Origin of the sequence: Oceanobacillus iheyensis HTE831 (assembly GCF_000011245.1) — a bacterium.
Taxonomy (GTDB): Bacteria; Bacillota; Bacilli; order Bacillales; family Amphibacillaceae; genus Oceanobacillus; species Oceanobacillus iheyensis.
Genome location: NC_004193.1, coordinates 1,334,693 through 1,361,566 on the forward strand (window position 1 = coordinate 1,334,693; position 26,874 = coordinate 1,361,566).

Here is a 26,874-nt window from a genome sequence, read left to right on the forward strand (position 1 = left end):
CAGTTCCATCTTTTAAGTGAATATTTTTGTCCCAATCTCATATAGAATAAGATACTACCTTAAATAAATTTCATATGGATCATGGAACGTAGTAATAGTTCATATGAGTGTGCTCCCCGTGAAATATTAATTTCTATTTATTCTTGTTTAAGATATTTATAGATTTTATCTGTTCAATAATAAGTTCTTTTTCAGAATTTATTTTCTCTAGGCATTTTTTTGTATTAAGTTTGTCGTTACATCTCAAACTTACATTCAAATCTATTTGGCCATCTGTGTTCCAAATAAATACAGCGACGGTATAAAACTGTTCATCTGGTTTATATTCTGAAATTGATAAGTTTGAATTATTGTCCGTTTTTATATCTCTAAATTCTAATTCTCTATCATGACTTTTGGAGATGCGATTCATACTACTCTCAACATTAGGTTCTCCTTTATAATAGTGTAAGTTATAGTTTACAAAAATCTCTTTAGTTTCATCAACATCTGCAAAAGTAATAGTCTCACTTCTATCATCTGGTCCAATATTATGGGCTTTGCTACTGATCACCATATCCTCAGGGAAGTCCATTGTAAAACTATTTGACTTGGATAAGAAAGGATAGAAACCTTCGCGCACAGGATCAGAGGATTGTATAAATTCTCGGGTGAATGCATCTTGAAGGGCTGGAACATCGGGTAAGTCTTCGGCACTCATTTCAGAAGGAAGTAAATTTTCTTCTTGATCACCATTGATACCGCAACCTCCTGTAATTAATAGGACAATTAATAACCACATATATTTTTTCATGAGGCATTCCTCCAACGTAAATCTTTATAGTATAAAGAATATATACCCTGAATCAAAAAGTTTAAATTTATGAAATAATAAAATGGCATAAGCATTATTTTCTAGAAGAAATGAAAATTAATTTATTTTTGAACTAAAAGTCATTTTCTTTCATTATCAATTACATCTATCGTTTTTAATATTTCAATAATATTTTCTTTTTCCTTGTCAACATTTCCTTGACATTGATTCTCTTCAAGATTATCTTCACACATTAAACTTACCCCAATTTGAATCTCTCCGTATTTACTCCAACTTAATGCTGCTATAGAATAAAGTTTCTCGTTAAACTTGTAATCTGCAATGGATAAATAAGTTTCATTATTTGTTTTTATATCTTCAAAATTTAAATCTCTATCATGGCTAAGTTTGATTGTATTTTTACTATTTTCTTCGTCAGGTTCTCCTCTGTAATAGTGTAAAATAAAATTTGGATATACTTCTAAATTTCTATCAGAAGGCCCCCAAGTGATAGTTTCGCTTCTATTATCTGGACCAACGATATGACTTTCATTATTTACAATCATGTCCTGTGGAAAGTCCATTGTAAAACTCTTTGACTTGGATAAGAAAGGGTAGTAGCCTTCACGAACAGGTTCCGTGGATTGTATAAATTCTCGTGTAAACTCATCTTGAAGGGCAGGAACATCGGGTAAGTCTTCGGCATTCATTTCAGAAGGAGACAAATTTTTTTCTTGTTCATTATTCATACCACAACCACCTATGATAATTAAGACAAAGACAGCTAATAGTAACCACATATATTTTTTCATCAAGTAATCCTCCAACATAGGTAATCGTCTTCAACACATATAAGTATATAGATTATCTAATCTAAATCAATGATATTAAGTAAAAATTATGAAAACAGAAAATACAGATAGCACATCTGTATTTTCTTAAAGGGTTAACGTCAATTGAATCGGTAACAATAACATAAGTATCACCGTCAGAATCCTCAATTTGAAGATGGTTACTTTCCTTTAGGATAAATGATTCATGTTCTGCATCGTCACGATCTGAACTTTTTGTTATAGGTGTTTTTAGATTTTCTGTTATCCTCGTTATTTTTCCTTCTAACTCAACTGTTGTACCACTTGATATTATATCTTCCTCATCATATTTTCTAATTCTAGGCTATTCATCATTTTCCTATAATCTGCTTGAACTGTATTATCACTACAAGCAACAAGCAAGATACAACACACTAGGGGTAGAAACAACAACTTTTTCATTACTAAATACCTCCGTATTACATTTTAATAATGTTGACATAACTATAGAAGAAAAAAATGCTAACTTACTCTCGCTGATTCACTTCCATTGCTGCTCTTATTCCTGATTGAATAGCGCCTTCCATCCAGCCGTTAAAATCAGAGGTGTGTTCTCCAGCAAAGTGAATTCTACCTTCTGGTTGCCTGATGAAGTCTTCCGTAACTGCGGCACCGAGTAATGGTGATAATAGGGTGAAGCATCCAGCTGAAAATGGATTAAGGCTCCAGTTAAAATATATGGAACGAGAAAATTGTTTGTAAACTATATTGCCGTATATTTTGGCAAGATCTTTTAAAATCATTTGTACCATAAGGGTTGGAGTCGTACTAGTCCAGAGTAGGGCATCTTCACCCCAACTATAACTAGCTAATAATACAGCCGGTCCTTTCGTTCCTTTGCCATAACTAGGTATGTAAGAGAATCTGCTGGGAAGGTCAGAGATAGCATTTCCCATCTTTAAATCTTCCCAGAACCTTTCTTTGAATTCGATGCCTATTTTGACAGAAGGTATATGCAGTAATTGACGGATAATCTGCCATTTTTGAAATGAAATAGATTCATAGGGAATTACATCAATAAATTGAAAGACAGAGAATGGGGAGGTGTTTATTACATAATCTCCTTTATACGTTTGTTTTTTATCAGTCTGAACAGTAATATGTGAAGATGATTGACGAATGGAGATGACCCTTTGTTCTATTTTTATATTTTCCTCAAGTTGCTTAGAGATAGAATATGGCAATCTGTCATTCCCGTTGTTGATAGCGTCAAAATAAACATTCTCTACGGTTAAAGGTTCTAGAATATCGGTAATGACATCTACAAAACTACCTTGTGGAAATCCTTCTAGTCCAGAAATTATCCCAATTAATCTTATTGCATATGGTGAAAGGGAAGGTCCTAATGGATTCTTTTGTAGAAATTCACCAATAGAATAACCTTTATACTTCTCTTCTAATAATCTTTGTTCTTGTTCATCACTATTAGTATATAGTTCGACAAATGGATCAATGGCTTCTTGAAGAAGTTGCTCAGCTGTTTTTCCTTTCTCATGTTCGGGTAGGGGAAAGTTTAATATGTCGGGATTTGCTTCATAAGCTTCTCTTGTTGTTCGAACATTATTAACAAAAATGATATCTTCAGGAGTTTTGTTTATAAATGGATGAATTCTCAAATTGAATTTTTTAATATATGCATGTACTAGTCGATGATAATTAGGAATTCTCATTGCACCGACATCTAAATAATTTCCTTCGGTGAGTGGTTTACGTATTGTATAAACTCTTCCTCCAATACGTTTATTTGCTTCAAGAATCACTACATCATGTCCAGCGGCCTTAAGTAAATGTCCGGCAACTAATCCAGCCAAACCAGCACCAATAATAATCATTCGTTTAGGATTACTTTTCTCTTCGATACCATTATCGATGATTTGAAGATAATCTTCGGGGTAACGTAGTTGAGTTGGTTCTCGTGTGTTCATCTGATTACCACCCTTTTTTAGAACATCATATGAGTTATTTATGCCTTATATGATGGATAAAGAAGATGAGGTGGGGGAAAGTTACATTCGATTCAGATAAACATACGGTTAAATTGTCTCTGCTTGCTTATATCATGAAGAAAACAACGATGTGAAAATCGAATGTTCCGTATTTAAATCAATTAAAACCCGAATACTTTGTGTCATAGTATTCGGGCCTCCTTCGTTTAATCACTTATCCCAATTCCATAATTCTACCTCTCCCAATTCTTCATTCTGAATAAAAGGTAAGTCCTCAAGTCTTTCTAATTCTTTTACTGGACCTGTGACAACTGCACCGTAAGTGACAAACCCTTCATCTATGATGTATTGATATTGTGTTTGTAAATGTTTTAAGTCAAGAAAATTAGTATAGTAACTCTCTGACTGATCGAGAAGGTCTTCCATATTTTTTAACATGATGTTTTGACTCTGTTCTACATCGGATAGCTCATCATTTCTAGTTGATAATAAGTAATCTTTGCTATGTTCTATTCCTGGGGTTAACCCCAATCGGTCTGTAATAGCAACTTGTTTATTGCTAGTGGACCAACTTTCAGGTTCATATGTTATAAATTCTCCAGTATAAAGCGGCATCCATAGAAGTTTTATATCGATATCTTGTAATTTTGATTGCAATTCTTCAGGGCTCATGTATTCATCTGTAGAAAAAGCGAGCTCGCCTACAGTTCCTTCTGGTAATTGTTCTAATGAATTCCATACGTTCTCATTATTAGTTCCAGTTACAGGTTTATTTGTATTCGGGTCTTCCGGTAAATAAAAATCAAATGGTGATAATTCCTCTGAATTAATTTGTGAATAGTTAATAGAAGAAAAATAACTCATAAATGTTTTATGGACCTCTGCTTCTCCGATAAATTGTTGTTCTGTTCCTATACGTTTGCTGATAGGGTAAGTTATTTTATTTGTTCCAAATATAGTCATTTCTGATTGATTAGTTACAGACCCGGTTGAATTAGGAGTAGTCCATTCTAACGCTAACATGGAAAAGTACATATTCTTATTTGTAATATGTAATCGGTCAGCAGCGATGTTAATTACCGTCATATACAATATATAAATGAAAATTACAGCTAATATAATACGTAATACCCGAAATTGAAGTGTGAAGCGGTATTTTTTTAAAATCTTCTTTTCCATATCTTTATTCCATTCTTTCATTGTACCATCCTTTCTTGATTACTAATTGTTGTAATCTCTTTCTTGCACGAAACAGGGTTACCTTGACTTGGTTTTCACTTAACTCTGTCGTTTGCATAATTTCGTGATAAGAAAATTCTTCAAATTCTCGTAAATAGATCACAGTACGGTAATTTTCCGGGAGAAACTGCAGTAGCTGTGTAATATTCTGAGAAATTTCTTTTCCTAATAATTCTTGTTCGGGGAGTCCGTATGGGCTTAATATTTCTTTTTGTGGTAGTAGCTTATGAAACCAAATATGCTGCCTTTTAACTTTTTTTCTCCATTCATCAATATAGGCGTTTCGAGTAACGCGAAACAGCCAACTTCGAACACTTTCATCTTTAAATGTGTGGAGGTGAATAGTTGCTTGAAGAAATGTCTCTTGAGTAAGGTCTTCAGCGACTTGTTTTGATTTTGAAAGTTGATAAGCATATTGGAAAACAGAGGGGGCAAATTTAATATAGATTTCTTCTAATTGGTTTTTCTTCATTAACTCCTCTCCGTATATAAAGTCATTGCTAATAACGTATATGAATAAGTCAATGTTACAGTGATTTTTCAATTATTTGATTTAATTATGATAGAGTCAATTTGATAATCCAGTTTTCATTAAAATATCAGTGATTAGTAAGAATTAAATAGTAATGTTTAGGTTACAGGAAATACTTGGCTTTGATTGGAATGGAAGACGGCGAATCCGGCGAATTTTAAACCCAATAACTTAAAGACGAAATTGACTCTATCTTTTTTTAAAATATATAGATTGTTTTCTTCGACATAAACGAGAGTATTCATCTTTTTTCGACAGTGTAAGAACAATTATTGTCGAAGAAAATAAAATAATTTATTAAAGGAATTTATCTGGAAATTTTCGTCATATCGAATAATAGATATAAAGAATGATTTTTGTGTTGGTATTTTGTTTTATTCTGAATTGAAAAATAATTCTTAATCCCTGTTGATTTGTTTCGTGGAAAGCAGATTTAGTCCTCCTTATTCATTTTGAGGTCCTAAACGGATTTACAACATATTCCAACAACATTTTCAAACAAGGTTTGCTAAAGTCTAGTTAGCTATTACAAAAAGTACATTACTTCAATTTCTGTTTGAGCGAAGGAGGGAGGAATGACGAATTTTGAAAGTGCTTTTCATATCAAATAAAGGGGAGGCATGCAGATGGTCCGTAAATTCTTTCTATTATTTCTATCAATCGTATTAACCTTCACGACTTTACCGATGACAGCGTTTGCTGAAGAAGAGGATGAAATACAGACGATGATTAATAATATGTCTGTCGAAGAGAAAGTAGGGCAGTTGTTTATTGTCCACGTATATGGACAAACTCCAACAGATCCAAATTATGAATCTACAAATCTTACAAATAACCGTGGCGGTAAGAATTTTCAAGAGGTAATTGAAAACTACCATATTGGAGGAATCATTTATTTCAATTGGTCACAAAACATCGGTACCCCATTAGAAAAACAACAAGTGCATGATTTATCAAATGGATTACAAGATATCGCTCTGGAACAAGATTCAGAAATACCGCTATTTGTTTCGACAGACCAAGAAGGTGGCATCGTACAGCGAGTGATTTCTCCAGGTACGGTATTCCCAGGTAATATGGCAATTGGAGCTACAAATTCCATAGATTTTGCCTCCAGAAGTGGTGAAATTCTAGGAAAAGAATTGGATGCTTTAGGAATTAATATGAATTTTGCTCCAACTGTAGATGTTAATCTTAATCCTGCTAATCCAGTCATAGGTGTCCGCTCTTTTGGTGAGGATCCTGACATGGTATCACAATTGGGAGCAGCGCAAATTACAGCCTATGAAGATCAGGATGTCGTAGCTACGGCAAAACATTTTCCAGGACATGGTGATACAGATGTAGATTCTCATTATGGTCTTCCTGTTATAGATCATGATTTAGAGACTTTGCATGAAGTTGACTTACCTCCATTCCAAGCAGCAATTGACGCTGGCGTAGGGGCAATTATGACAGGGCATATTGTTGTTCCAGCATTAGACGATTCTGGAATGCCTGCAACATTATCCTATCCGATATTAACGGAGTTACTACGAGAAGATATGGGATTTGAAGGGTTAATTATCACGGATAGCTTAGGAATGTCTGGAGCAAATGTTGTTCCACCGGAACGTGTAGCAGTCGAATCTTTTCTGGCTGGAGCTGATATTTTACTAAATCCCCCAGACGTGCCTGTAGCATATGAGGGTGTTATGGATGCTGTAGAGTCAGGGGAGATTAGTGAAGAACGATTAGATGAATCGGTATATCGAATTCTTTCTGCAAAAATGGAATATGGGTTGTTTGAAGATCCTTATACAGAGAGTAATAAATTAGATGTCATTGGTTCAGAGTCACATCTTAAAACAGCAAGTGAAATTGCGGAGAAAAGTATCACGTTACTAAAGAATAATGGGGATGTCTTACCTCTTCAAGAAGATGAAGAAGTGTTTATAACAGGTCCTCAAGCTGCATATCCGAATAAAATTGCCAATTTACTAGGAGAACAAGATATTCAGAGTACACATTATAGTACGGCAACTAGTCCTACAGATAACCAAATTGCAGAAGCAGTGGATAGAGCAGAATCGGCAGATAAAGTTGTTGTTACAACCTATACTGCTAATACAAATGAACGACAACAAATGTTAGTGGAAGCATTGCAAGAATTAGACAAACCAATTGTTGTTTCCGCTCATCGAAATCCATATGATTTAATGGCATTTCCAAATGTCGATGCTTATCTTAACTCGTATAGCTATTTAGATGTTTCGCTAGACGCTGTTGCTGCCTCATTAATTGGGGATATTAATCCTTCTGGAAAATTACCAGTGACCATACCAGATGTAAATGAAATCGGGGATGGTGTTGATTATGTTGGTGCAGAAAGTGCTAATGATATTAAATCACTAGTAGATGAACTCCATACAAATGAGGAATTAAATTCAGATGAAGCGAAGAAGGCGTTTGAAAGACATTTAACTGCAGTGGCACAGTTTGAAAAGACAAATCAATCAGCCAAAGTTATTAAACATCTGGAAAGCTTTCAAACACTAATAGATCACTACAACGAACAAGAGGCACTTAGTAAAAAGGCGTTCAACTACCTAGAAACTACTAGTCTTCGTTTGATAGATCAATGGGAAGACTAAAATAATGCCAAGCAGTAAAGGAAGAAAAATATGTTGTTCCAAACATTAATAAAATCATCTATTCTCTTTTGCTTAGTACTCTTGACACTATTACAAATTCATTCACCTACGTCTGCAGTATTTTCTGATGCTAAGGAAATTCAAGGAGAAATTACTGTTGAGGAAGTACAAAGTGATAAAGAGACGGAAGAAATAAAACCAGTGAATCAAGAAAAAGATAAAGAAAAAGATAAATTAGAAAAAGAAAAATTAAACAGTGAGAAAGACAATGAATCTAAAGAGAAAGAAATTCAAGTAGAGGAAGATACAACACAAGATAAGGAATTACCTTCTGAGGAAGGGAATGAGAATCATCAGGAAGAGGATGAGACTAGTACTGACATGGATGAAGAGGAGAAAGAAACGAATAAAGAGGAATCTAGTAAAACAAAGAATCCCGAAGATGTAATAGATGAAGAATCATAGAACAGGAGGGGGTGAATGCTATGCGTATATCTAGTATTTTTCGAAAAGTTGGTAAATTCATATTCACATGCAGCTGGATAGTATTAATAACTTTTTTAGCGATAGCACTCGTGTCAAAAGCGAATGGAGACGATGGCAGTATTCTTGGATATCAAGTGAAATCCGTGCTATCTGGTTCAATGGAGCCAGGTATCCAGACAGGATCGATCATTGTAATTGATACGAAAGCAAACCCGGCTGACTATCAACGAGGTGATATTGTTACATTTACTGGAGAAGAAGGAATGCTGATTACTCACCGAATACAAGAGGTCCAAAATAGCGGAACGCAGTTTATTACAAAAGGGGATGCAAATAATGGTCCTGATGTGAGTCCGATTCCAGTATCAAATATTGTCGGTGAATATAGTGGCATTACCATTCCTTTTGTAGGATATGTATTGCATTTTGCCACCACTGCACAAGGAGCAGCACTATTATTTATTCTTCCAGGGATATTACTAGTTAGTTATTCGATAATTACTATTCGCAAAGCTTTAAAAGAAGTAAAACAATTAGTAGAAAAGAAAACAGCTTAAAAAAACGAGGAGGAATTTACAATGGATATTAAAAAGAAATTAGGAACAGGTATTGCTTCGGCTGTATTGGGATTAACACTTATTAGTGGAGGAACTTATGCTTATTTTAGTGATTCTGTAACGACTAATAATACATTTGCTGCGGGAACAATTGACTTAGGAGTAGACCCAACAGAAATTATATCCGTAGATAATATTAAACCTGGTGATGTAATTACACGAGATTTTGAGTTGCAAAATAATGGAACACTTGATATTGAGAAAGTGTTATTAGATACAGACTATACAGTTACTGATGTAAATACTGATAACTCAGAGGATTTTGGTGATCATATTCGAGTGGAGTTCCTCTACAATGCGGACAAGCTTGATGAAGTTATCTATGAAACTACTTTGGCAGAATTAAAAGAAATGACACCTGAAGCAGTCAATGAAAATGTATTCTATCCGTTACTAGGTGAGCAAGGTTTACCGGTAGATTCAATTGATGATTTAGTGGTTGAATTTCAATTTGTAGATAATGGTGAAGATCAAAATCAATTTCAAGGAGATTCACTAGAATTATCTTGGACATTTACAGCATTACAAACAGAAGGTGAAGAAAAATAATAGTCAATAGAAGAGGTTGGGACACAAGTATTAGTTAAAAGGTGAACGAATGATTTGGGTTAGAGAATCCGCGTGAGAAATATACTGCGCTTATCCTAAGGCGACTGGTGAACCTCTGCATGCTTAAGCATCGGAGTTTCACCTATGCCTAACTCCTAAAGGACAAGACAGACTTCGAAAGCATTTCATCGCAGCAGAAAATCGATTTTTGATTTTTAAGGAGTCTCTGTATTTTTTCGCTTAATCTAAGTATCATTCGTCTTTTTACCAAAACTATTTGTCATGTCCCAACCTTATTTCTATGGAGTAATGACGAGAGGAGGCACGTAGTGAATGCGTAAAACGATAAATATATTTTTCTTAATCGTTTTGATATGTGGTTTAATATTACCTTCAACTCAAGTCCATGCAGACAATACTGGATATGAACCTGAAAATCCAGGAATTAAAGATGAACAAACAGATGAAGGTAATCTAGGTATGGTAGTAACTGCTCATCCACTCGCTTCAGAAGTTGGATCAGAAGTATTAAAACAGGGAGGAAATGCTGTTGATGCAGCAGTTGCGACCCAACTTGCACTAAATGTAGTTGAACCAATGATGTCTGGCATTGGCGGTGGAGGATTTCTTATGCATTATGATGCTGCATCAGAAGATATTTCTATCGTAAATAGCAGGGAACGTGCACCACAAGGGGCAACACCTGATATGTTTATTGATAAAAGTAATATTGTTACAGACCCGGGGAAATTCTTATTCGGAGCGATTGATTTAAATGGAGATAGCGGCGGTGCAAAGTTTCATGTTGATGATATTCAGATACTAGATTTACAGTCTTCAGAGGTGGTTTTTGAAGAAGATTTTGAGGGTGGAGAAGGCTCCTGGGATGCAGATCAATTTAATATCTATGAGAGAGGGACTACATTCTCTGAAACTAGCGGTCTTGGGGAAATCTTATTTGGACCACCGTATGGAAATAATTCCTCCTCTTTTGGACAAACCACTGCGATCATGGATGAAATAGAAGATAGTGAATTATCATTGAGATTTCGCACGGATGATCCAGGTGAGGACCGTCGCCTGCGGTTATGGTTAAGGGCAGATGAATATCGTTCTACTGGTACAACATATGTGAAGAACGGTTATGGAATAGAAATAAACACCAATACAAATGAAGTACGTATATTGCAGTCAAAAGATTCTACCACATCTACTTTGGGTAGTTTTTCTTTAAGTGGAACTACTGACTGGCAAAATTTACGTTTTCAAGTGGAAGAAAATCAATTACGGGTAAAACTTTGGGAGGACAATGCTTCTGAACCTGATGATTGGAATATCGACACTTTTGCTGGTGAAGTGATCCCATTTTCTGAACGTGTACAAAGTGGGTTATCAGTAGGTGTTCCAGGGACTTTAAAGGGATTAGAAGACGCGCTTGCGCAACAGGGGACGATGGAATTAGCGGAATTGATCCAACCTGCAATCGATCTAGCTGCAGATGGATTTCCGGTTAATTGGGCTTTAGCCGATGCGATAGAAAGTAACCAGGACAAATTATCAAAAACAGCGGCTAAAGATGTATTCTTACCAAATGGAACACCGTTAAAAGAAGGAGATTTATTAGTTCAGGAAGACTTAGCAAAAAGTTTCCGATTAATTCAAGAACAGGGAACGGAAGCATTTTATCATGGAGAAATTGGAGAAGCGCTTGCTGAAGAAGTGAGCGATCGTGGCAGTAGCATGGAATTGTCCGATTTAAGTAATTACCAAACCACATCAGAGACTCCGGTTTGGGGAGATTATATGAGATATGATATAGCATCTATGCCACCACCGAGCTCTGGAGGAATTACGATGTTGCAGTTGCTTGAAATGTTTGAGCAATTGGAACTTACGCAATTCGATATACGTTCTATGGAGAAATATCATTACATGGCAGAGTCGATGCATTTAGCCTATGCAGATCGAGGTGCATATATGGGGGACCCAGAATTTATTGATGTACCTTCAGAAGGACTGTTGCATCCAGATTATGTAGCTGAAAGGATAGAGTTGATTTCTCCTGATCGAGCGAATGATCAAGTAGAACCTGGAAACCCTTATGAATATCAAGATGGACAACCAAGTTCAATTATTGATCAACCAGATGATAAAGTGGATGGTCAAACGACGCATTTTACAATTGCTGATCGTTGGGGAAATCTTGTTTCTTACACAACTACAATTGAACAAGTATTTGGATCTGGAATAATGGTGCCCGAATATGGGATTATGTTGAATAATGAATTGACGGATTTTGACGCGATTCCAGGTGGAGCCAATGAAGTACAGCCAAATAAGCGACCACTTAGTAGTATGACACCCACAATCGTTTTAGATGAAGGAAAACCTTATATGACAGTAGGATCACCTGGTGGTGCGACTATTATTACATCTGTAACACAAACGATTGTCAATACAATAGGCTATGAAATGGATATAAAAGATGCGATTGAAGAACCTCGTATTTATAGTAGTTCCTATCCTTCCATTCGTTGGGAATATGGCATTGGTGAATCCGTTCGAGAAAGAATGGAACAACTTGGACATCGTTTTGAAACGAGTCCGCGAGAAATCGGTAATGTGAATAGTATTGTGCTTGATCAGGAATCAGGCATGTATTTTGGTGCAGCAGATTCAACTCGAGAAGGAAAGGCCATTGGCTTAACCTTAGATGATTTTCCTGGCATCAGTGAATTAATCGATTTAGTAGAATCGAATGTAGAACGTGGAGAAATTAGTTCAGATGCTGGAAAAACACTGCTTACCCATTTGTCAGCTGTTCAACATTATGAAAAAACAAATCAAATGAATAAAGCAATAAAACACCTTGAGAATATGGAACTACTTGTGAATCATTTCTACGATAATGGAAAAATTTCTGAAGATGTCTATCATCGTTTATTAAGAGAAACATACCTGATTTTAGATTTATGGGAAATAGATGCATAACGCATCTATTTCTCTAATCAAATTTTAAAGGAAAAGGGTGTATGTGGATGAACAAAAGATGGATACTAGCAAGTATGTTAATTGTAGTAATGGGTGTTGCGATAACGATGACTTATGCGCTGATCCCAACGACAGCAGATGAAACAGATGAGGATGAGCATGTAATTGAATTAGGTGTAGACACGTTATTAGAGGATCATATGGATTTGATTGAAGGGAAAAGAGTTGGATTGATTACAAATCCTACTGGTGTGGATCAAGAATTAAATAGTGTCGTTGATCGTCTTTTTGAAGATCCGAATGTTGAGTTAACAGCACTTTATGGCCCAGAACATGGTGTCCGAGGAGATGCGCAAGCTGGGGATTATGTAGAATACTATATCGATGAACAAACTGGACTTCCTGTATATAGTCTATATGGGGAGACAAGGAAACCAACTCCAGAAATGTTAGAAAATGTTGATGTATTAATTTTTGATATTCAGGATGTAGGTGCTCGTTTCTATACCTATATTTACACGATGGCTTATGCAATGGAGGCTGCAGCAGAAAATGGTAAGGAATTTATCGTTCTCGATCGTCCAAATCCGTTAGGTGGTAATAAAGTAGAAGGCCCTGTATTAGATCCAGAATATGCTTCCTTTGTTGGTAATTATCCTATTCCATTACGTCATGGAATGACGGTTGGCGAATTAGCATCATTATTCAATGAAGAATTTGATATTAATGCAGATTTGGCAGTAATAGAAATGGAAGGGTGGAAACGAGGTATGCACTATGAAGATACGGATTTAGAATTTGTACTACCTTCACCGAATATGCCAACCGAAGATACAGCTTTTGTCTACCCAGGTGCAGCATTGATTGAAGGGACGAATGTATCTGAAGGTAGAGGAACAACTAAACCGTTTGAATTCATAGGTGCTCCTTTTGTGAATAGTACGGAATTTGCTGCTTCATTAAACGACCTGGAACTGCCAGGAGTAACGTTTCGCGCTGCCTCATTTACTCCGATGTTCTCTAAACATAGTGGGAATTTGAGTCATGGTATTCAGATTCACATTACAGATAAAGAGAGTTATGATCCAATCCTAACGGGATTACATGTGGTACAACTGCTGCATGATACGTATCCAGATGATTTTGAATTTAGAACAGAGAATAGTAATGGTGTTTCTTTTTTTGATAACTTAATTGGAAATGGATGGGTCAGAGAAGGAATTGAAGATGGCGTATCTGTAGAAGAATTAGCAAATCAATGGGAAGAAGATTTGTATGATTTCAAGGATATACGTAGAGAGTATCTACTATATACGATTCAAGTAGAAGATATCCATAATTTAATTGAAACGTATTCGGAATCAGGTGATATTCATAATGATGCAAAGAGAAAACTTGAAATGCATTTGATTGCTGTAGAACGTTTTGAAGAAAGAAAAGACGCACCTAAAGTGGCAAAACATATGGAAAGTTTCCAATTACTATTAGATCAACAATCACAAGCTGGTAAGATATCTCCTTTAGCATATGAAGATTTAAGTGCAGAAACAACAGACATGATTTATCAATGGAAATAAATCTAACGAGGTGAAGCACATTGAAAGTTTTTCGATGGTTAAGCACCGTTGTTCTTGTAAGTTTCTTCGTAATTGTAAGTCTTCCAGTAGATTATGCATACTCCAGTGCAATGGAGAGAGTAGATTTGAAGGTTGGAACTTTTAATGTTGCTGCCGGTACTGGATTAGATGGTGAATATAATATAGATAGATTAGCCGATACAATTAGTGATTTAGATGTGGATATTATTGGACTACAAGAAGTTGATGTTCATTGGGGCTATAGGAGTAATTTTGATCATATGATGGAAGAGCTGGCTAGTAGATTAGATATGGAATATTATTTTGCGCCAATCTATGATCTAGCTCCAGTTAATGAAGGAGATCCAAATAGGCAGTATGGTGTGGGAGTTCTAAGTAAATATCCAATTGTAGATGCAGAAAATAGAAAGATTACTAGGTTATCTACCCAAGTTCCCAATCCTTTTCCAACACGTGAACCAGGATTTTTACAAGCAAAAATTAATGTTGAAGGCGCTGAAGTAATGTTTTATGTAACCCATCTAGACTATCGGGGAGATCCTACTATACGTGAAATGCAAGTTGCTGATATGCAGGAAATTATGAGTGAAGGCAATTATAATATTCTCGTAGGGGATATGAATGCTAGACCTAACGCTACAGAGATAGGTCCGTTATTTAGAGACTTTGTAGATGTGTGGGGAGTACACGATACGGATGGAAATACGTTTCCGGCCCATAATCCAGATCGACGAATAGATTATATATTGGCCTCGAAACGTATGGAGGTTAAAACTGCAGAGGTAAAAAATGAGGTAGAATCCTCCGATCACTTGCCAGTGACTGCAGAAATAGAAATAGTCGCAGGGAATCATTCGACTTCCCTTGATGGATTGGAATGGCTCCTTGATTATTATGAAAGACAAGTAGCTTTTCATGATCAACAAATTCATCCAGCACTAAAAAGACAAATAAATGTATTAAAGCATTATCACAAAACGGATAATGTAGAGAAATTGCTGCGACATCTTGATCAACTGGAAAACACGGTCCAACAATTAGGTGAAGAAGGATTAATAGAGGATGAAGCAGTTGGAGAAATAACTGAAGATATAAGGTATTTATACAGTGATGTAGAGTAGTATTTTATTAAAAGGATTAAAAGAATGAAAAGGTTGAGATTACTAAGTATTTAATTATAGAAGAACAAAGCTATTGTATATCTAACGAGATACGTTTAAACTTTTTGCAGAAGGTGATATTCCATAAGTGGTAATAGGATATTCATCTTTATTTGTAGAGTTAATAGTTCATTCTCGTTGGTCCAATAGTACTTCTTTGATTAAATATGTGTATCTCAACCTTATTTTTTGGTATAAAAGGAAACAAGATATCCCCATGTACATACAAAGCTTTCATGATTGGAAAAAATGGGCAAAATGAAATTTAACAACACTAAATGGAGTAGTCTGTGATAAAATATACGATACAATGCAAGTTAATTTTTACATTACATAATATGAAATTAGAGAAATATGTATGAAATAATCGTTGGTTTTGTTAGGAGAGGATAACATGAAGAAAAAAGTTGGTATTGTATTTGGAGGTAAGTCAGCAGAACATGAGGTTTCACTGCAGTCTGCTAAAAACATTGTAGATGCAATCGACTCAGATAAATACGACGTATACTTATTAGGAATTGATAAGCAAGGGAATTGGCATGTCAATGATCGATCGCATTACTTGATAAATGAAGAGGATCCGAAATTAATTTCATTAAACAAAACAAATGAAGGAATTGCTGTTATTCCTGGAGCAGAAAAAAACCAGATCGTTACTTCGAATTCAACTAAATCTCTTGATCAGTTAGATGTAATTTTTCCAATTGTTCATGGGACGCTCGGAGAAGATGGAAGCTTACAAGGGATGCTTCGAATGGCAAACATTCCATTTGTCGGATCTAGTGTATTGGGCTCTGCTATTAGCATGGATAAAGACATTGCCAAACGTCTATTGAAAGACGCTGGATTAAAAGTAGCAAAAGGATATGCTTATCGAAGTGTGGACAAGGAAAGCATTCATTTTGATAGTCTTAAAGAAGAATTAGGATTACCTATGTTTATTAAACCAGCAAACCAGGGTTCGTCGGTTGGTGTTCACAAAGTAGAAAACGAAGAACAATTTTATTCGGCTATTAAGGATGCATTTCAATTTGATCATAAATTACTCGTTGAAGAAGCAATTGTAGGAAGGGAAATTGAATGTGCTGTTCTGGGAAATGAAAAACCAGCTGCATCTGTTCCTGGAGAAATTTTACCGACGGGAGATTTTTACTCCTATGAAGCGAAATATATTGATGAAACGGGGGCAGTACTTCAAATTCCTGCTAAACTAGAAGAACCTGTAGTAGACAGTATACAAGATATTGCTTTACAAGCTTTTAAGGCATTGAATTGTGAAGGTCTGGCAAGAGTTGATGTGTTTTTAACGGATGACAACGAAATTGTAATCAATGAAATAAATACACTTCCAGGTTTTACAAAAATAAGCATGTATCCAAAATTATGGGAAGAAAGCGGAGTATCTTATCGTGAATTAATCGAGAATTTAATAGAACTTGCTATAGAGAGAAATCAACGTGACCAACAATTAAAGAGTTCTAGAAGTGATGGATAGGGGCTAATTACTTAGTCCCTTTTTAATGCTAGATTAGTATATAGTTTTGCTTTAATATAGGTATTAACGTTTAAAGAATTGAGGGAGTTTGGAATGAATGAAAAAACAAGTATAAAAGAAAAGATAATTAAATATGTGGTAATAAATTTACCCTCTATCTCTTTACATTTCCTTATTTTAATTTTAGCTTCTTTAACGATGGATCTCAGCTTTGAGAGTAGTCAAGCGGCTCAGACATTATTTATACTAATGTTGCTTTATGTTCTAGGAGGATTCGTACTAAAAGTTCAACCAACGCTACTACATAATCTTTTGTCAGTTTCACTTATATTAATCTATAATGTAGTTTTATACTTAGGTCCTATTTTGTTTAGTTCTTTAGAGCAATCAGCTTGGAATGTATGGTTAATCATGAACAGTATACCTTTTATTTATTTAGCATTTTTACATGAACAGCTAATTTTAGTCGCCATTGTGATTCCTTCTATATTCTTATTTATAGGATTATCTTTAAAAACTATTTTTGTACGTAAAAGAAAGAAAAAGAAGAAGTAAGGTAATAGAATATAAAAATAGCATTGTAGTATAAAAATAGGATGCTTTTTCCGTTAGTGTTAATTTCTCCTATTTCAATTACTCAATGCTATTTTTTTACTTCAAAAAGAGTTGGAGACAAGTGATAGTCTCCTTACATAACTTATGATAATTCTAGCTATCATCCGTCATTTAGAAAATACCGTTTGTTATGTCTAATCTTCTTTTACTTCTTAATTTCTCTATTGAGTATTCTCAAATTGGTAAGTAATTATCTGTTTTTAAGGATTTTTGATAATAATAAGCAGCTAACTGAAATTGTTCATGATAATAATAAGCATCTGCTAATTGTCGTAGGTATAGTTGTAATTCATTATATGAGGACCTTTCCTCGAAATAAGGGATGATATCTTTCTTTATAAAAGATTCAAGTGCAAAGGGATTTGTCTGGTTAATCCGATGCTCTAACATTTTGATATCAAGTGTTAATTTATTAATGTCATTTCCGTAACATTCTTGTACGGTAATTAATACTTGATCTAGCCATTTACGAACCTCAGCATGGCTATTCTGATAGTAATAGACTTTAATAATTTTGAGTATAAGTCCAATTTTTTGTTCCATAGTACAATGGATACAAAGTTCATAGCTTTTTAATAAGTAACTAATACCTGCTTGATAATGTTGTTGATCAACTTCGATGGAACCATAGCTTTCATTACATTTAGCGAGTAGAGTGGGGCAATTGATTTTACTGGCAATATCCTCAGCAATTTCGGTACATTTCCATGCTTGAGTATAATCATGTATTTGCCTAAAATATTTGGAAAATAATAAATGAGATTCGGAACATTCCTCTAATAAATAACGGCTACGAAATAGATTTAATGCTTTTTTATTGTATTGATAAACGTTGTGCAAATCATTTGAAGCAGAAGCTGCTGAAGCCAAACGATAGTATAAATCTGTTTGCTCTTTTTGTTCGTGAAGGACGAATTCATCTATATGCTTTTCTGCTTTTAAAAATAATTGTAAAGCACGACGGTGATATTCTTGTGCATTCCAAAAAATTCCTGAGTATTTATACCAATAGTATAATTCCATTTTATTAAATTTTTTGGATTGCATGTTTAGATGCTGATGTTGTTGCATTGCTTGATTCAGGTCGTGTAATAACAAGAAGTACCTGAATTTGTGTAATTCAATGGGAATATCAATTGTAGAATTAGTGATTTCAAGTATTTGTTTAATACTATTTTCGTATATATTAACTGCACTATCTACGTCTTCTTCAAGTAAATAACCAATCCATTTTTCAACTAACTTATCGTATTTATCCTTACTTTGGTGCATTAATTCCACTGGTATATCTAACCGTTGGCTAAGGAGTTCAGCTATGTCCCCAGGAGGTATTTGATTGCCGTTTTCGATCTTAGACAAATATGAAACGGAAATCAGTCCATCTGCAAGGTCTGCTTGGGTCATATTAGCTTTTAATCGATAGTGCTTTATAATCTGCCCAATTTTAGTATCCAAATTTTAACACCTCCTGTTTTTATTATATAAGGGATGCCGTTGAAATACTAACATAGAGTATAATTTATTGACGTAAAATATATAAAAATACTTAATTCTTACAGGAAATAGAACAAGATGAAGGTATTTTTATTAAATAATATATATAATAGAGGAAAGATTTGTTATGAAATAGTAATAATGGGGTATAGAATAAGAATGAATAAATTGTTAGCTAGGGAGGGTTTGCTATTTTTAAAAGAAGAATACGTCATATGCAAAGATATAGAGAAATTGTTGTCGCCTTTTCTAGAAATGGGTTCGGATATATTGTAAAAGAGTTAGGATTGCATAAAATTTCCTCCCTACCAAAGCGATTGTTTGAGCAAGGAGATAGAGAAGTACATAATAAAACAACTGGTGAAAGAATTCGGTTATTTTTAGAGGAATTAGGACCTACATTTATCAAACTTGGACAAATAGCAAGTACAAGACAGGATTTAATACCAAAAGATATTATTGAAGAATTAGAAAAACTACAGGATCAAGTTGCACCGTTTTCTTTTTCTGATGTAAAAGAAATAATAGACAAGGAATTACAAGAACCTATAGATGTTGTTTTCGAATCCTTTGATGAAGATCCAATTGCAGCAGCTTCTATCGGTCAAGTTCATTATGGAGTTCTTCGGACAGGACAAGAAGTAGCTGTAAAAATACAACGACCAAATTTAGAAGAAAAAGTACATACTGATTTAGAAATATTAATGAATATAGCAAAGCTAGCCGAGTCAAGGCTTGATTGGGCAAAAAAGTATCAGTTATGCGCTATTATAAAAGAATTTTCCAATTCATTAACTGCTGAATTAGACTATACGTTAGAAGGAAGAAATGCACATCGGATTGCACAACAATTTAAAAAACATGATGATGTAGTCGTGCCAAATGTTTATTGGGATCTTACAACAGAAAAAGTTCTAACGATGGAGTATATAAAAGGGATTAAATTAGATGAGAATACGAAGCTTGTTCGTGAAGGGTATAATCCAAAATTAATTGCAGAAAAATTAATTCAAAAACAATTTCAGCAAATCTTAATAGATGGTTTTTTTCATGCAGATCCGCATCCCGGTAATGTAATGGTCTTACCTAATCATAAAATTCTTTTTATGGACTTTGGTATGGTTGGGAGATTAACCGCTACAATGAAAGACCATTTATCCTCGCTCATCGTAGCTATCATGAGACAAAATACAAAATCAATAATTAAAGCAATTTATAGAATGGGAATCGTATCAGAGGGTGTTGATGCGGACTATATGTATGCAGATATTGATGATTTGAGAGACAAGTACTATGATATTCCATTCAGCCAAGTGAGTATTGGAGAAGCAATTAATGATTTATTCCGAGTAGCAACCACTCATGGAATAAGAATTCCAACTGACTTATCTTTAGTCGGAAAATCATTATTAACGCTTGAAGGTACTGTAGAAAGATTAGATCCTGATATTAGCATTGTAAAAATTGCAGAGCCTTTCGGGAAAAGATTATTAAGAGAAAAATATCAGCCCAAAAAAGTTGCTGATGAAGTATACCAACAAGCGGAAGATTACAAAGATTTAATATTGGACTTTCCTGATCATATTAATCATTTATACAAGGTTATTCGAAGAGGAAAATTACCTTTAGAAATATCTGTTTCTCGAGTAGAAGCTTTTTTGAAAAAACTCGATCGAATCAGTAATCGCCTTTCATTTAGTATTGTATTGCTTGCATTCAGTATTATTATGGTAGGATTAATTATTGGATCTGCTCTAGCAGGAGAATCTTCTTATTTGTGGAGCTTGCCAGTAATTGAAATTGGTTTTGTCGTTGCGATAGGTATGTTCCTATGGCTACTTTATTCTATCTTTCGTTCAGGAAGGTTTTAAGTGCATGAATAATAAAAATCGCAGTCATCATTGGTTGATGACTGCGATTTTTATTTGTTCTGTTCTGTAATCATTAAAATACTTTATCTCCATTAAAGATTGAATTCTTAACAACTACGTAATCTACATTGCGTATCGCATCAAGTTGTTTTCCACCAGCATAAGAGATGGAAGATTGAAGGTCTTGTTCCATTTCAGTTAATGTATCTTGAAGAGGGCCTTTATGCTCTACATACATTTTCTTACCTTCTACATTCTTCTTTTCACCTTTTTGAAATTCGGATGCCGAACCAAAGTATTCTTTAATTTTTTTACCATCTTGTTCGATTGTTTCTCCAGGCGATTCCTCATGACCAGCAAACAGTGAGCCTATCATTACCATGGATGCTCCAAAACGAATTGATTTTGCAATGTCTCCATGAGTACGAATCCCACCATCTGCAATAATAGGTTTACTAGCAGCTTTTGCACACCAACGTAATGCAGCTAACTGCCATCCACCAGTTCCAAAACCAGTTTTGATTTTTGTAATACAAACTTTACCAGGACCAATCCCAACTTTTGTAGCATCGGCACCTGCATTTTCTAATTCACGAACAGCTTCTGGTGTCCCTACATTTCCAGCGATAACAAAAGAACTAGGTAGGTTGTTTTTGATATGTTTGATCATTTTTATTACAGCATCTGAATGGCCATGGGCGATATCGATTGTAATATAATCTGGAATCAATTGTTTAGCTGCTAAATCTTCAATAAATGTGTATTCTTCTTCTTTAACACCTACACTAATAGAGGTGAATAAATTATATTCTTGCATGTCTTGAATAAAATCGATTCTTTTTTCAGGTTCAAAACGATGCATTATATAAAAGTAGTTTTTCTCTGCTAAATATTTAGCAATCTTTTCATCAATAATTGTTTGCATATTAGCAGGTACTACAGGTAACTTAAAAGTTCTATTTCCAAGAGTAACTGACGTATCACATTCTGATCTACTGTTTACCACACATTTTGCGGGTATTAGCTGAATATCTTCATAATCGAATACATTTTCCATTATATCCACTCCTAAATACGGATAATTTTAATAGTTCATTTAAAAAACGTTCGCCTTTTGTAATTTAACGTATTTATATAGAAATGTCAATAATTCTTGAGGTTGGAAAGAAAATTGAGTAATTTTTTTGAAAATATAGGTTTCATTTATTTTTGGTGTGGGTAAATATTCACCAAGTAATAAATTTCCATTGTATGAAAATAGTTCCTTAGAAGGATAAGAAAAGGGGTGTCTTTTTTACCGGTATACTTTAAATTTTAAATAATTCTCCATGATTATTTGGGACTTATCACTCAATTTTTGGAAAACTTTAGATAGTTCGTTGACATTAAAATCGCGTTTCTTTAGGATTTACTTGAGAAGGTAACATGAACATATCTACAACTGCGAGAACCTTCGCAAAAAAATATTTTTTGAGGAGATGAGCAAAATGGCAGGACAAATTCGTATGAGTCCAGAGCAATTACAAGCTAAGGCAAAAAGGTACGGTCAAAGCTCTCAAACAATTGACCAAGTACTTAGAGATTTACAAGGTTTACAAGATGAGTTACGCGGAGAATGGGAAGGTCGTGCTTTTGAGAAGTTTGATATGCAATTCCAAGAACTTAAGCCAAAAGTTCAAGACTTCTCACAACTTATGTTAGACATTGAGAATCAACTAGTTAAAACTGCTGAAGCGGTTGCACAACAAGATGAGCAATTGTCTCAAAACTTTGGTTTAAGATAAGTTAGTAGATTAAGTGAAGGTTTTTGGGTGAGCTGCATGACAATGGTTATGTAGCTCGTCTAATGACTAGGACTATTTATGGCTGCTTTTGTAGGAGATTAGTAGCCTTTTCTTACACTTTTATATTGATTCTTTTGACGTGCTTGAAATGTACTATAAATAGATTAATAGTTTTAATCACCAGGAGTGAGAAATGATGAAAAAAATGGACAAAAGGTGGATCTTATTTCTGGTTCTTATTGTTGCATTAGCATCAGGTTTGTCATATTTAGCATTACATCAAGAAACGGAAACAGAAAACCCAAACCGTACACAAACCATGGCTATTGCAATAGTTAATGAGGATCAAGGATCAACTTTTAATGGAACAGACTTAGCCTTTGGAGATGCATTCACCCAATCGATTGATCGCAATAATAACCATGAATGGTTTGTGGTCAGCCGTGGAGTGGCAGAGAGCGGGTTAGAAAATAATACATATGATATGATGGTTGTCATTCCCAATGATTTCTCCGAGAAATCATTAAACATCAATGCTGAATCTCCAGAACCAGTTGTTCTACAATATAAAATTAACGCATCAGAGAATGCAAGAATTAAAGAAGAAGCAGAAAAAACTGCGAGTAATATATTAAATGACTTTAACCGAAGAATTATTGATGTATATTTTGCAAGTGTTATCGGAAATCTTCAAGATGCCCAAGATAATGTAAGTGAAATGGTTAATAGACAAGCCCTACATACAAGTACTTTTAACAATAATGTTAACCAGCCGTTATCAGGATATACAGATCAATTCAATACAATAAAAGATCAAACAGAACATTCTACCAATAGCTTTAGTAGCTTTGAAGAACTAATAGAATCTTATGAAGATCAATTATTGGAAGAAGCGGAGCAAGGTGAATCGTTTGTATCAAGTATTGAAGAAGTCGCTGAATTAAAAGAAAATAACCTATCTCAATTACTTGCATTTAACGACATGTTTAATCAGTTTAATCAGGGTATGAAAGCTGATGAAGTCAATGAGAAATTATCGAATTTACAAGCGGCAAATGATCAAATTAATGAGCAGTTAGCTGTAGGCCAGGATAACGGAAACAGTGGACAGGAACCAGTAGCATCTGTAATTCGTGTTCAAAACAATTCTGCAAACGATAATATAGCTACGGCTACATTAAAACTTCAGAACTATTTAAAACGTTCATCTGAACAAGTATCTGTTTTACAAGATGATGTGAATAATTACCTTACAGATAGTAATCAACAATTTGAGGAAAATATCAAAACGAAAATTGAAGAATTGTTGGATGAATCCATTGATGAAGGTATTAATATTAATACGCTATTTGAAAATCCAAATAAAGTAGCATTAGAAGATATAAATAATGCGATAAGTGATTTACCTTCTTTAGATGAAGGAGATTTTTCAAATGTAGGTTTACCTGAAGACATTGAACAAGATATAAAAGATGTTATTCGAGTGACAGAACAATATAGAACTGAATTTGAAAAAGCACCGATTAGTGATGAACGTGGAGAGTTCTTAAAAGACCAAATTGAGAGTTTACGGACACAAGTTAAGAACGGTATTACATTGTCGGATACAGTAGAACTACCAAAAAACGAAAAAGAAGGTCAGATATTTACACTTCATATTCCAGATGGATTTAACCTTCAATATCTAGGGATTCAACTACCTGGTGAAGAGGAAGGAAACTATACAGATTATATTGACGAAAATGGGAAGGTACAATTACCCGCAAATAGAGCCGGATCCTTCACAGTAAATGTAAGAGTTAATACCGACCCAGATGAAGGGATATTTGATTTTTACAAACCACTTGAGTGGTCTTGGAAATTAAAACAAGAAGATTTAGATGACGTAGATAAACCAGAAAATGTTGCTTATCTTCAGTCAGATGTGAAATTAGTTGCTTCAACTAAAGTTATTAATGCAAAGAATGAAGATGAATCAGAGGAAGACGCAAATTCCGATCTCACTGACAAAGAAGAGTCTGATGAGAATGAGAATGGTTCAGCTAATAACGATGATAACGCTATTGAAAATGATCAAACTGGGGAATCCAATGAATCAACAAACCCAGAACCAGAGAAACCAACTAATCCAAAAGAAAAACCTGATGAATCGGAAGAAAAAGAAAAAGAGGAAGATCCAGAGCCAGAAGTTCCTGTAGAACCAGAAGAACCAGAAGAACCAGAGAAATTGATTATTAAGAACAATACTATATCACATAAAATAATGACTACAGTTCCGGATTTTGATAATACAACATCTACATTGATAAACACGGTGAGTAATTCCATCGATAGTTATTTAAAACTACAACCTTTATTCGAAAGTTATTTTGGACATGAAATTCATGAAATAGCTAGTAAAGATGGTTCTTTAATTGAGATAGCTCGACAAGATAAAGATTCACTTTACTATTTATATAATGAGAAAGAAATAAAAGAGCTATTAAGTGAATATATTACAGATCAGATTTTGTTAGGAGTATCCGAAGAACTACGTACGCCTGCAACAAACTTCAAAACGCAGGTAGATAATTATCAAGCCGGTGTTCAACAAGCAATCCGTGATGCTGCTAAGTTGTCTGAAGAAGTTGCTAAAGCAAGGGAAAGGGCAGCAGTTCTCAATACAAATCTTACAGATACAATTGAAGGGGTACAATCTTGGCGTGAAGAAGCTATGACCTTACTAGAACAGCAGCAGGATATTCAAGCGAGTGCAGAAGGTGAACAGGATGCTGTAATGACTTTAGGTAATGACTTCCAGCCAATATTATCTTCTAGTCAGAACTTAGCAGATCAAGCTTCGAATAACTTAAATACTGCTGAAAATGTTTACGAGACTTTTGAAGATATCGATAATCAAGCTACAGATATTGAACAAAGCGGTACGAATTTAGTAAGTAATGCTGAAAATCTCGCTGTCGAGATGACAAATAAACTAGAAAATGATGAAACGTTTATTGAGAATTTTACAGGTGTTTTAGCAAATAGTCGTGTTGGGGATCGACAAAATGAAAATTTATACGATTTCTTATCCAATCCTGTAGAAACTAGTAATCAAGGAACAATTACAACACAAAATAATACATTTACACCTTATTTCTTAGTGTTAATTAGTTTCATTGTTGTATTATTTACAGCTTATGTAATCTCAACGATTAATCAAAAGAAAGTAAATCAAGATCAATTTGCATCGGAAGCATCTCTGATGGGTACGAATATGCCTATTACGGTAATCACGGTAGGGATAGGTTTACTGGAAGGTATTGTCATTGGTATTGTTTCAAGTTACTATCTACCAATTAGTGATTTCAATATGCTGCAGTTAACCGTTATTATGGCTATGTTGGTTACAGGGATGTTACTTGTAGCAACGTATTTACTAAGGCAGATTAAAATGATAGGAATGTTCTTATTGTTAGCTGTATTTAGTTTGTACCTGTTCTTTACAGATGCTTTAGGTTCAGGTACAGCACCATTCCCATTATTAGAGAAGTTGTCTCCTCTACAATATATGGAGACATTCCTCCTTCGAATTGTGGAAGGAACTGTTAACTATGGTGGAGCGATATTCATCGTGCTAATGTTATTGCTGATTGGTGCACTCGGAAACCTATTGGTTATCAACCGACCTGATAGAGAGGAAGAAATGACCGATGAAAACCAAGCTGAAGCTGGTTAATTTGGCATTTGCAAGTTCCATGATTCTGCTGATACTCCTTCCAATTGGAGTATCGGCAGACACTGGTTCTGAAAAAGATGGAAGTATGCAAATGCAGATTGATCGAATAATTAAAGACAAAGATGAGAAAAATGAATTGCGAGAAACAGAGCTTGAAAGACTATTCCCTAGTCTTTTCACAACGGAAACTTCTGAAGAAATTAATGAAAAAGTAAATGCAGAAGAAGATAAAATCGAAGATATTGAGCAAAATTTATTTTCAGAAGATGTGGAAGGAAATGTAGCGATTCAAGAGGTGAAAGACTCCTTATTTCAATCCGATTATGAATCTGTTGCTGCAAGTAGCGGTAATGCAGAAGAGGAATCAACTAGTTCTAGTTCAAGTAATATCATTTTGATGACGTTTGCTGGTATTGCGGTAGCTTTATGTGGAGGTTTGTATGTCTTAATGCAAAGATTATTAGATTAGGAGAGTCGAAAT

The 26,874-nt window shown here is 34.6% G+C and carries 20 protein-coding genes and 1 pseudogene; 14 read left to right on the forward strand and 7 right to left on the reverse strand.

From position 1 onward, the window contains the following. Positions 1–133: 133 nt before the first annotated feature. The 5 genes from OB_RS06780 to OB_RS06800 form a co-directional block, all read right to left on the reverse strand. Positions 134–793 (reverse strand): hypothetical protein, encoded by a 660-nt coding sequence (locus OB_RS06780; protein WP_011065698.1) that lies wholly within the window; start codon positions 791–793, stop codon positions 134–136. Between the two features lie 140 nt (positions 794–933). Then, positions 934–1,605 carry a hypothetical protein gene (locus OB_RS06785; protein ID WP_011065699.1) on the reverse strand — a complete coding sequence of 224 codons (672 nt, stop codon included), beginning with the start codon at positions 1,603–1,605 and terminating at the stop codon, positions 934–936. 527 nt (positions 1,606–2,132) lie between these two features. Next, a complete protein-coding gene (locus OB_RS06790; RefSeq protein ID WP_011065700.1) occupies positions 2,133–3,590 on the reverse strand; it encodes a flavin monoamine oxidase family protein in 1,458 nt (485 codons plus the stop codon). Between the two features lie 231 nt (positions 3,591–3,821). Continuing rightward, positions 3,822–4,811: an anti-sigma factor gene (locus OB_RS06795; protein ID WP_011065701.1), complete on the reverse strand. Its 990-nt coding sequence runs from the start codon at positions 4,809–4,811 to the stop codon at positions 3,822–3,824. Continuing rightward, positions 4,795–5,322, reverse strand: coding sequence for a sigma-70 family RNA polymerase sigma factor (locus OB_RS06800; RefSeq protein WP_011065702.1), 528 nt, complete (start codon positions 5,320–5,322; stop codon positions 4,795–4,797). Before OB_RS06800 ends, OB_RS06795 begins: the two co-directional genes overlap by 17 nt. Positions 5,323–6,008: 686 nt before the next feature. Here OB_RS06800 and OB_RS06805 point away from each other — a divergent pair. The 10 genes and pseudogenes from OB_RS06805 (at position 6,009) to OB_RS06845 (ending at position 17,466) form a co-directional block, all read left to right on the forward strand. Continuing rightward, a complete protein-coding gene (locus OB_RS06805; RefSeq protein WP_011065703.1) occupies positions 6,009–8,015 on the forward strand; it encodes a glycoside hydrolase family 3 protein in 2,007 nt (668 codons plus the stop codon). Positions 8,016–8,096: 81 nt separating this feature from the next. Then, positions 8,097–8,480 carry a hypothetical protein gene (locus OB_RS06810; protein WP_231846999.1) on the forward strand — a complete coding sequence of 128 codons (384 nt, stop codon included), beginning with the start codon at positions 8,097–8,099 and terminating at the stop codon, positions 8,478–8,480. Between the two features lie 20 nt (positions 8,481–8,500). Further along, positions 8,501–9,058, forward strand: coding sequence for a signal peptidase I SipW (gene sipW, locus OB_RS06815; protein WP_011065705.1), 558 nt, complete (start codon positions 8,501–8,503; stop codon positions 9,056–9,058). 21 nt (positions 9,059–9,079) lie between these two features. Beyond that, the gene (locus OB_RS06820) at positions 9,080–9,667 is read left to right on the forward strand and encodes a CalY family protein (RefSeq protein ID WP_011065706.1); all 588 of its coding nucleotides are present in this window, start codon (positions 9,080–9,082) and stop codon (positions 9,665–9,667) included. Positions 9,668–10,000: 333 nt separating this feature from the next. Next, complete coding sequence (gene ggt / locus OB_RS18765) at positions 10,001–12,658, forward strand: gamma-glutamyltransferase (protein ID WP_011065707.1); 2,658 nt, start codon at positions 10,001–10,003, stop codon at positions 12,656–12,658. Between the two features lie 47 nt (positions 12,659–12,705). Further along, positions 12,706–13,971 (forward strand): annotated as a pseudogene (locus OB_RS06830) (exo-beta-N-acetylmuramidase NamZ domain-containing protein); the annotation flags it as partial. 18 nt (positions 13,972–13,989) lie between these two features. Continuing rightward, on the forward strand, positions 13,990–14,235 hold the full coding sequence (locus OB_RS18880) for an FIMAH domain-containing protein (protein WP_407938092.1): 246 nt from the start codon (positions 13,990–13,992) through the stop codon (positions 14,233–14,235). A gap of 20 nt (positions 14,236–14,255) precedes the next feature. After that, positions 14,256–15,377 (forward strand): endonuclease/exonuclease/phosphatase family protein, encoded by a 1,122-nt coding sequence (locus OB_RS06835; protein ID WP_011065709.1) that lies wholly within the window; start codon positions 14,256–14,258, stop codon positions 15,375–15,377. A gap of 433 nt (positions 15,378–15,810) precedes the next feature. Next, a complete protein-coding gene (ddlA, locus tag OB_RS06840; RefSeq protein WP_011065710.1) occupies positions 15,811–16,911 on the forward strand; it encodes a D-alanine--D-alanine ligase in 1,101 nt (366 codons plus the stop codon). A 93-nt stretch (positions 16,912–17,004) separates the two neighbouring features. Beyond that, positions 17,005–17,466 carry a hypothetical protein gene (locus OB_RS06845; RefSeq protein ID WP_011065711.1) on the forward strand — a complete coding sequence of 154 codons (462 nt, stop codon included), beginning with the start codon at positions 17,005–17,007 and terminating at the stop codon, positions 17,464–17,466. A gap of 234 nt (positions 17,467–17,700) precedes the next feature. Here the strand turns inward: OB_RS06845 and OB_RS06850 are convergent, their stop codons facing one another. Beyond that, positions 17,701–18,981: a helix-turn-helix domain-containing protein gene (locus tag OB_RS06850; RefSeq protein WP_011065712.1), complete on the reverse strand. Its 1,281-nt coding sequence runs from the start codon at positions 18,979–18,981 to the stop codon at positions 17,701–17,703. 254 nt (positions 18,982–19,235) lie between these two features. Here OB_RS06850 and OB_RS06855 point away from each other — a divergent pair, with 254 nt between their 5' ends. Next, entirely contained in the window at positions 19,236–20,891 is a 1,656-nt protein-coding gene (locus OB_RS06855; protein ID WP_011065713.1) for an ABC1 kinase family protein, read from the forward strand. Positions 20,892–20,964: 73 nt separating this feature from the next. Here the strand turns inward: OB_RS06855 and guaC are convergent, their stop codons facing one another. Continuing rightward, the gene (gene guaC, locus OB_RS06860; RefSeq protein ID WP_011065714.1) at positions 20,965–21,948 is read right to left on the reverse strand and encodes a GMP reductase; all 984 of its coding nucleotides are present in this window, start codon (positions 21,946–21,948) and stop codon (positions 20,965–20,967) included. Positions 21,949–22,378: 430 nt separating this feature from the next. On the opposite strand from guaC, the gene OB_RS06865 reads away from it, so the two are divergent. The 3 genes from OB_RS06865 to essA all read left to right on the forward strand — a co-directional run bounded on the left by OB_RS06865 (position 22,379) and on the right by essA (position 26,862). Continuing rightward, the gene (locus OB_RS06865; protein WP_011065715.1) at positions 22,379–22,675 is read left to right on the forward strand and encodes a WXG100 family type VII secretion target; all 297 of its coding nucleotides are present in this window, start codon (positions 22,379–22,381) and stop codon (positions 22,673–22,675) included. Positions 22,676–22,868: 193 nt separating this feature from the next. After that, positions 22,869–26,393 (forward strand): type VII secretion protein EsaA, encoded by a 3,525-nt coding sequence (gene esaA / locus OB_RS06870; RefSeq protein ID WP_231847000.1) that lies wholly within the window; start codon positions 22,869–22,871, stop codon positions 26,391–26,393. Then, positions 26,368–26,862, forward strand: a complete 495-nt coding sequence (gene essA / locus OB_RS06875; protein ID WP_011065717.1) for a type VII secretion protein EssA — start codon at positions 26,368–26,370, stop codon at positions 26,860–26,862. Before esaA ends, essA begins: the two co-directional genes overlap by 26 nt. The last annotated feature ends 12 nt before the right edge of the window (positions 26,863–26,874 follow it).

What these genes read in the sequence shown, in the direction of transcription:
- OB_RS06780 (WP_011065698.1), bottom strand. Translation starts at nt 793, where the DNA reads ATGAAAAAATATATGTGGTTATTAATTGTCCTATTAATTACAGGAGGT.
- OB_RS06785 (WP_011065699.1), bottom strand. Translation starts at nt 1,605, where the DNA reads ATGAAAAAATATATGTGGTTACTATTAGCTGTCTTTGTCTTAATTATC.
- OB_RS06790 (WP_011065700.1), bottom strand. Translation starts at nt 3,590, where the DNA reads ATGAACACACGAGAACCAACTCAACTACGTTACCCCGAAGATTATCTT.
- OB_RS06795 (WP_011065701.1), bottom strand. Translation starts at nt 4,811, where the DNA reads ATGAAAGAATGGAATAAAGATATGGAAAAGAAGATTTTAAAAAAATAC.
- OB_RS06800 (WP_011065702.1), bottom strand. Translation starts at nt 5,322, where the DNA reads ATGAAGAAAAACCAATTAGAAGAAATCTATATTAAATTTGCCCCCTCT.
- OB_RS06805 (WP_011065703.1), top strand. Translation starts at nt 6,009, where the DNA reads ATGGTCCGTAAATTCTTTCTATTATTTCTATCAATCGTATTAACCTTC.
- sipW (WP_011065705.1), top strand. Translation starts at nt 8,501, where the DNA reads ATGCGTATATCTAGTATTTTTCGAAAAGTTGGTAAATTCATATTCACA.
- OB_RS06820 (WP_011065706.1), top strand. Translation starts at nt 9,080, where the DNA reads ATGGATATTAAAAAGAAATTAGGAACAGGTATTGCTTCGGCTGTATTG.
- ggt (WP_011065707.1), top strand. Translation starts at nt 10,001, where the DNA reads ATGCGTAAAACGATAAATATATTTTTCTTAATCGTTTTGATATGTGGT.
- ddlA (WP_011065710.1), top strand. Translation starts at nt 15,811, where the DNA reads ATGAAGAAAAAAGTTGGTATTGTATTTGGAGGTAAGTCAGCAGAACAT.
- OB_RS06845 (WP_011065711.1), top strand. Translation starts at nt 17,005, where the DNA reads ATGAATGAAAAAACAAGTATAAAAGAAAAGATAATTAAATATGTGGTA.
- OB_RS06855 (WP_011065713.1), top strand. Translation starts at nt 19,236, where the DNA reads ATGCAAAGATATAGAGAAATTGTTGTCGCCTTTTCTAGAAATGGGTTC.
- guaC (WP_011065714.1), bottom strand. Translation starts at nt 21,948, where the DNA reads ATGGAAAATGTATTCGATTATGAAGATATTCAGCTAATACCCGCAAAA.
- OB_RS06865 (WP_011065715.1), top strand. Translation starts at nt 22,379, where the DNA reads ATGGCAGGACAAATTCGTATGAGTCCAGAGCAATTACAAGCTAAGGCA.
- esaA (WP_231847000.1), top strand. Translation starts at nt 22,869, where the DNA reads ATGATGAAAAAAATGGACAAAAGGTGGATCTTATTTCTGGTTCTTATT.
- essA (WP_011065717.1), top strand. Translation starts at nt 26,368, where the DNA reads ATGAAAACCAAGCTGAAGCTGGTTAATTTGGCATTTGCAAGTTCCATG.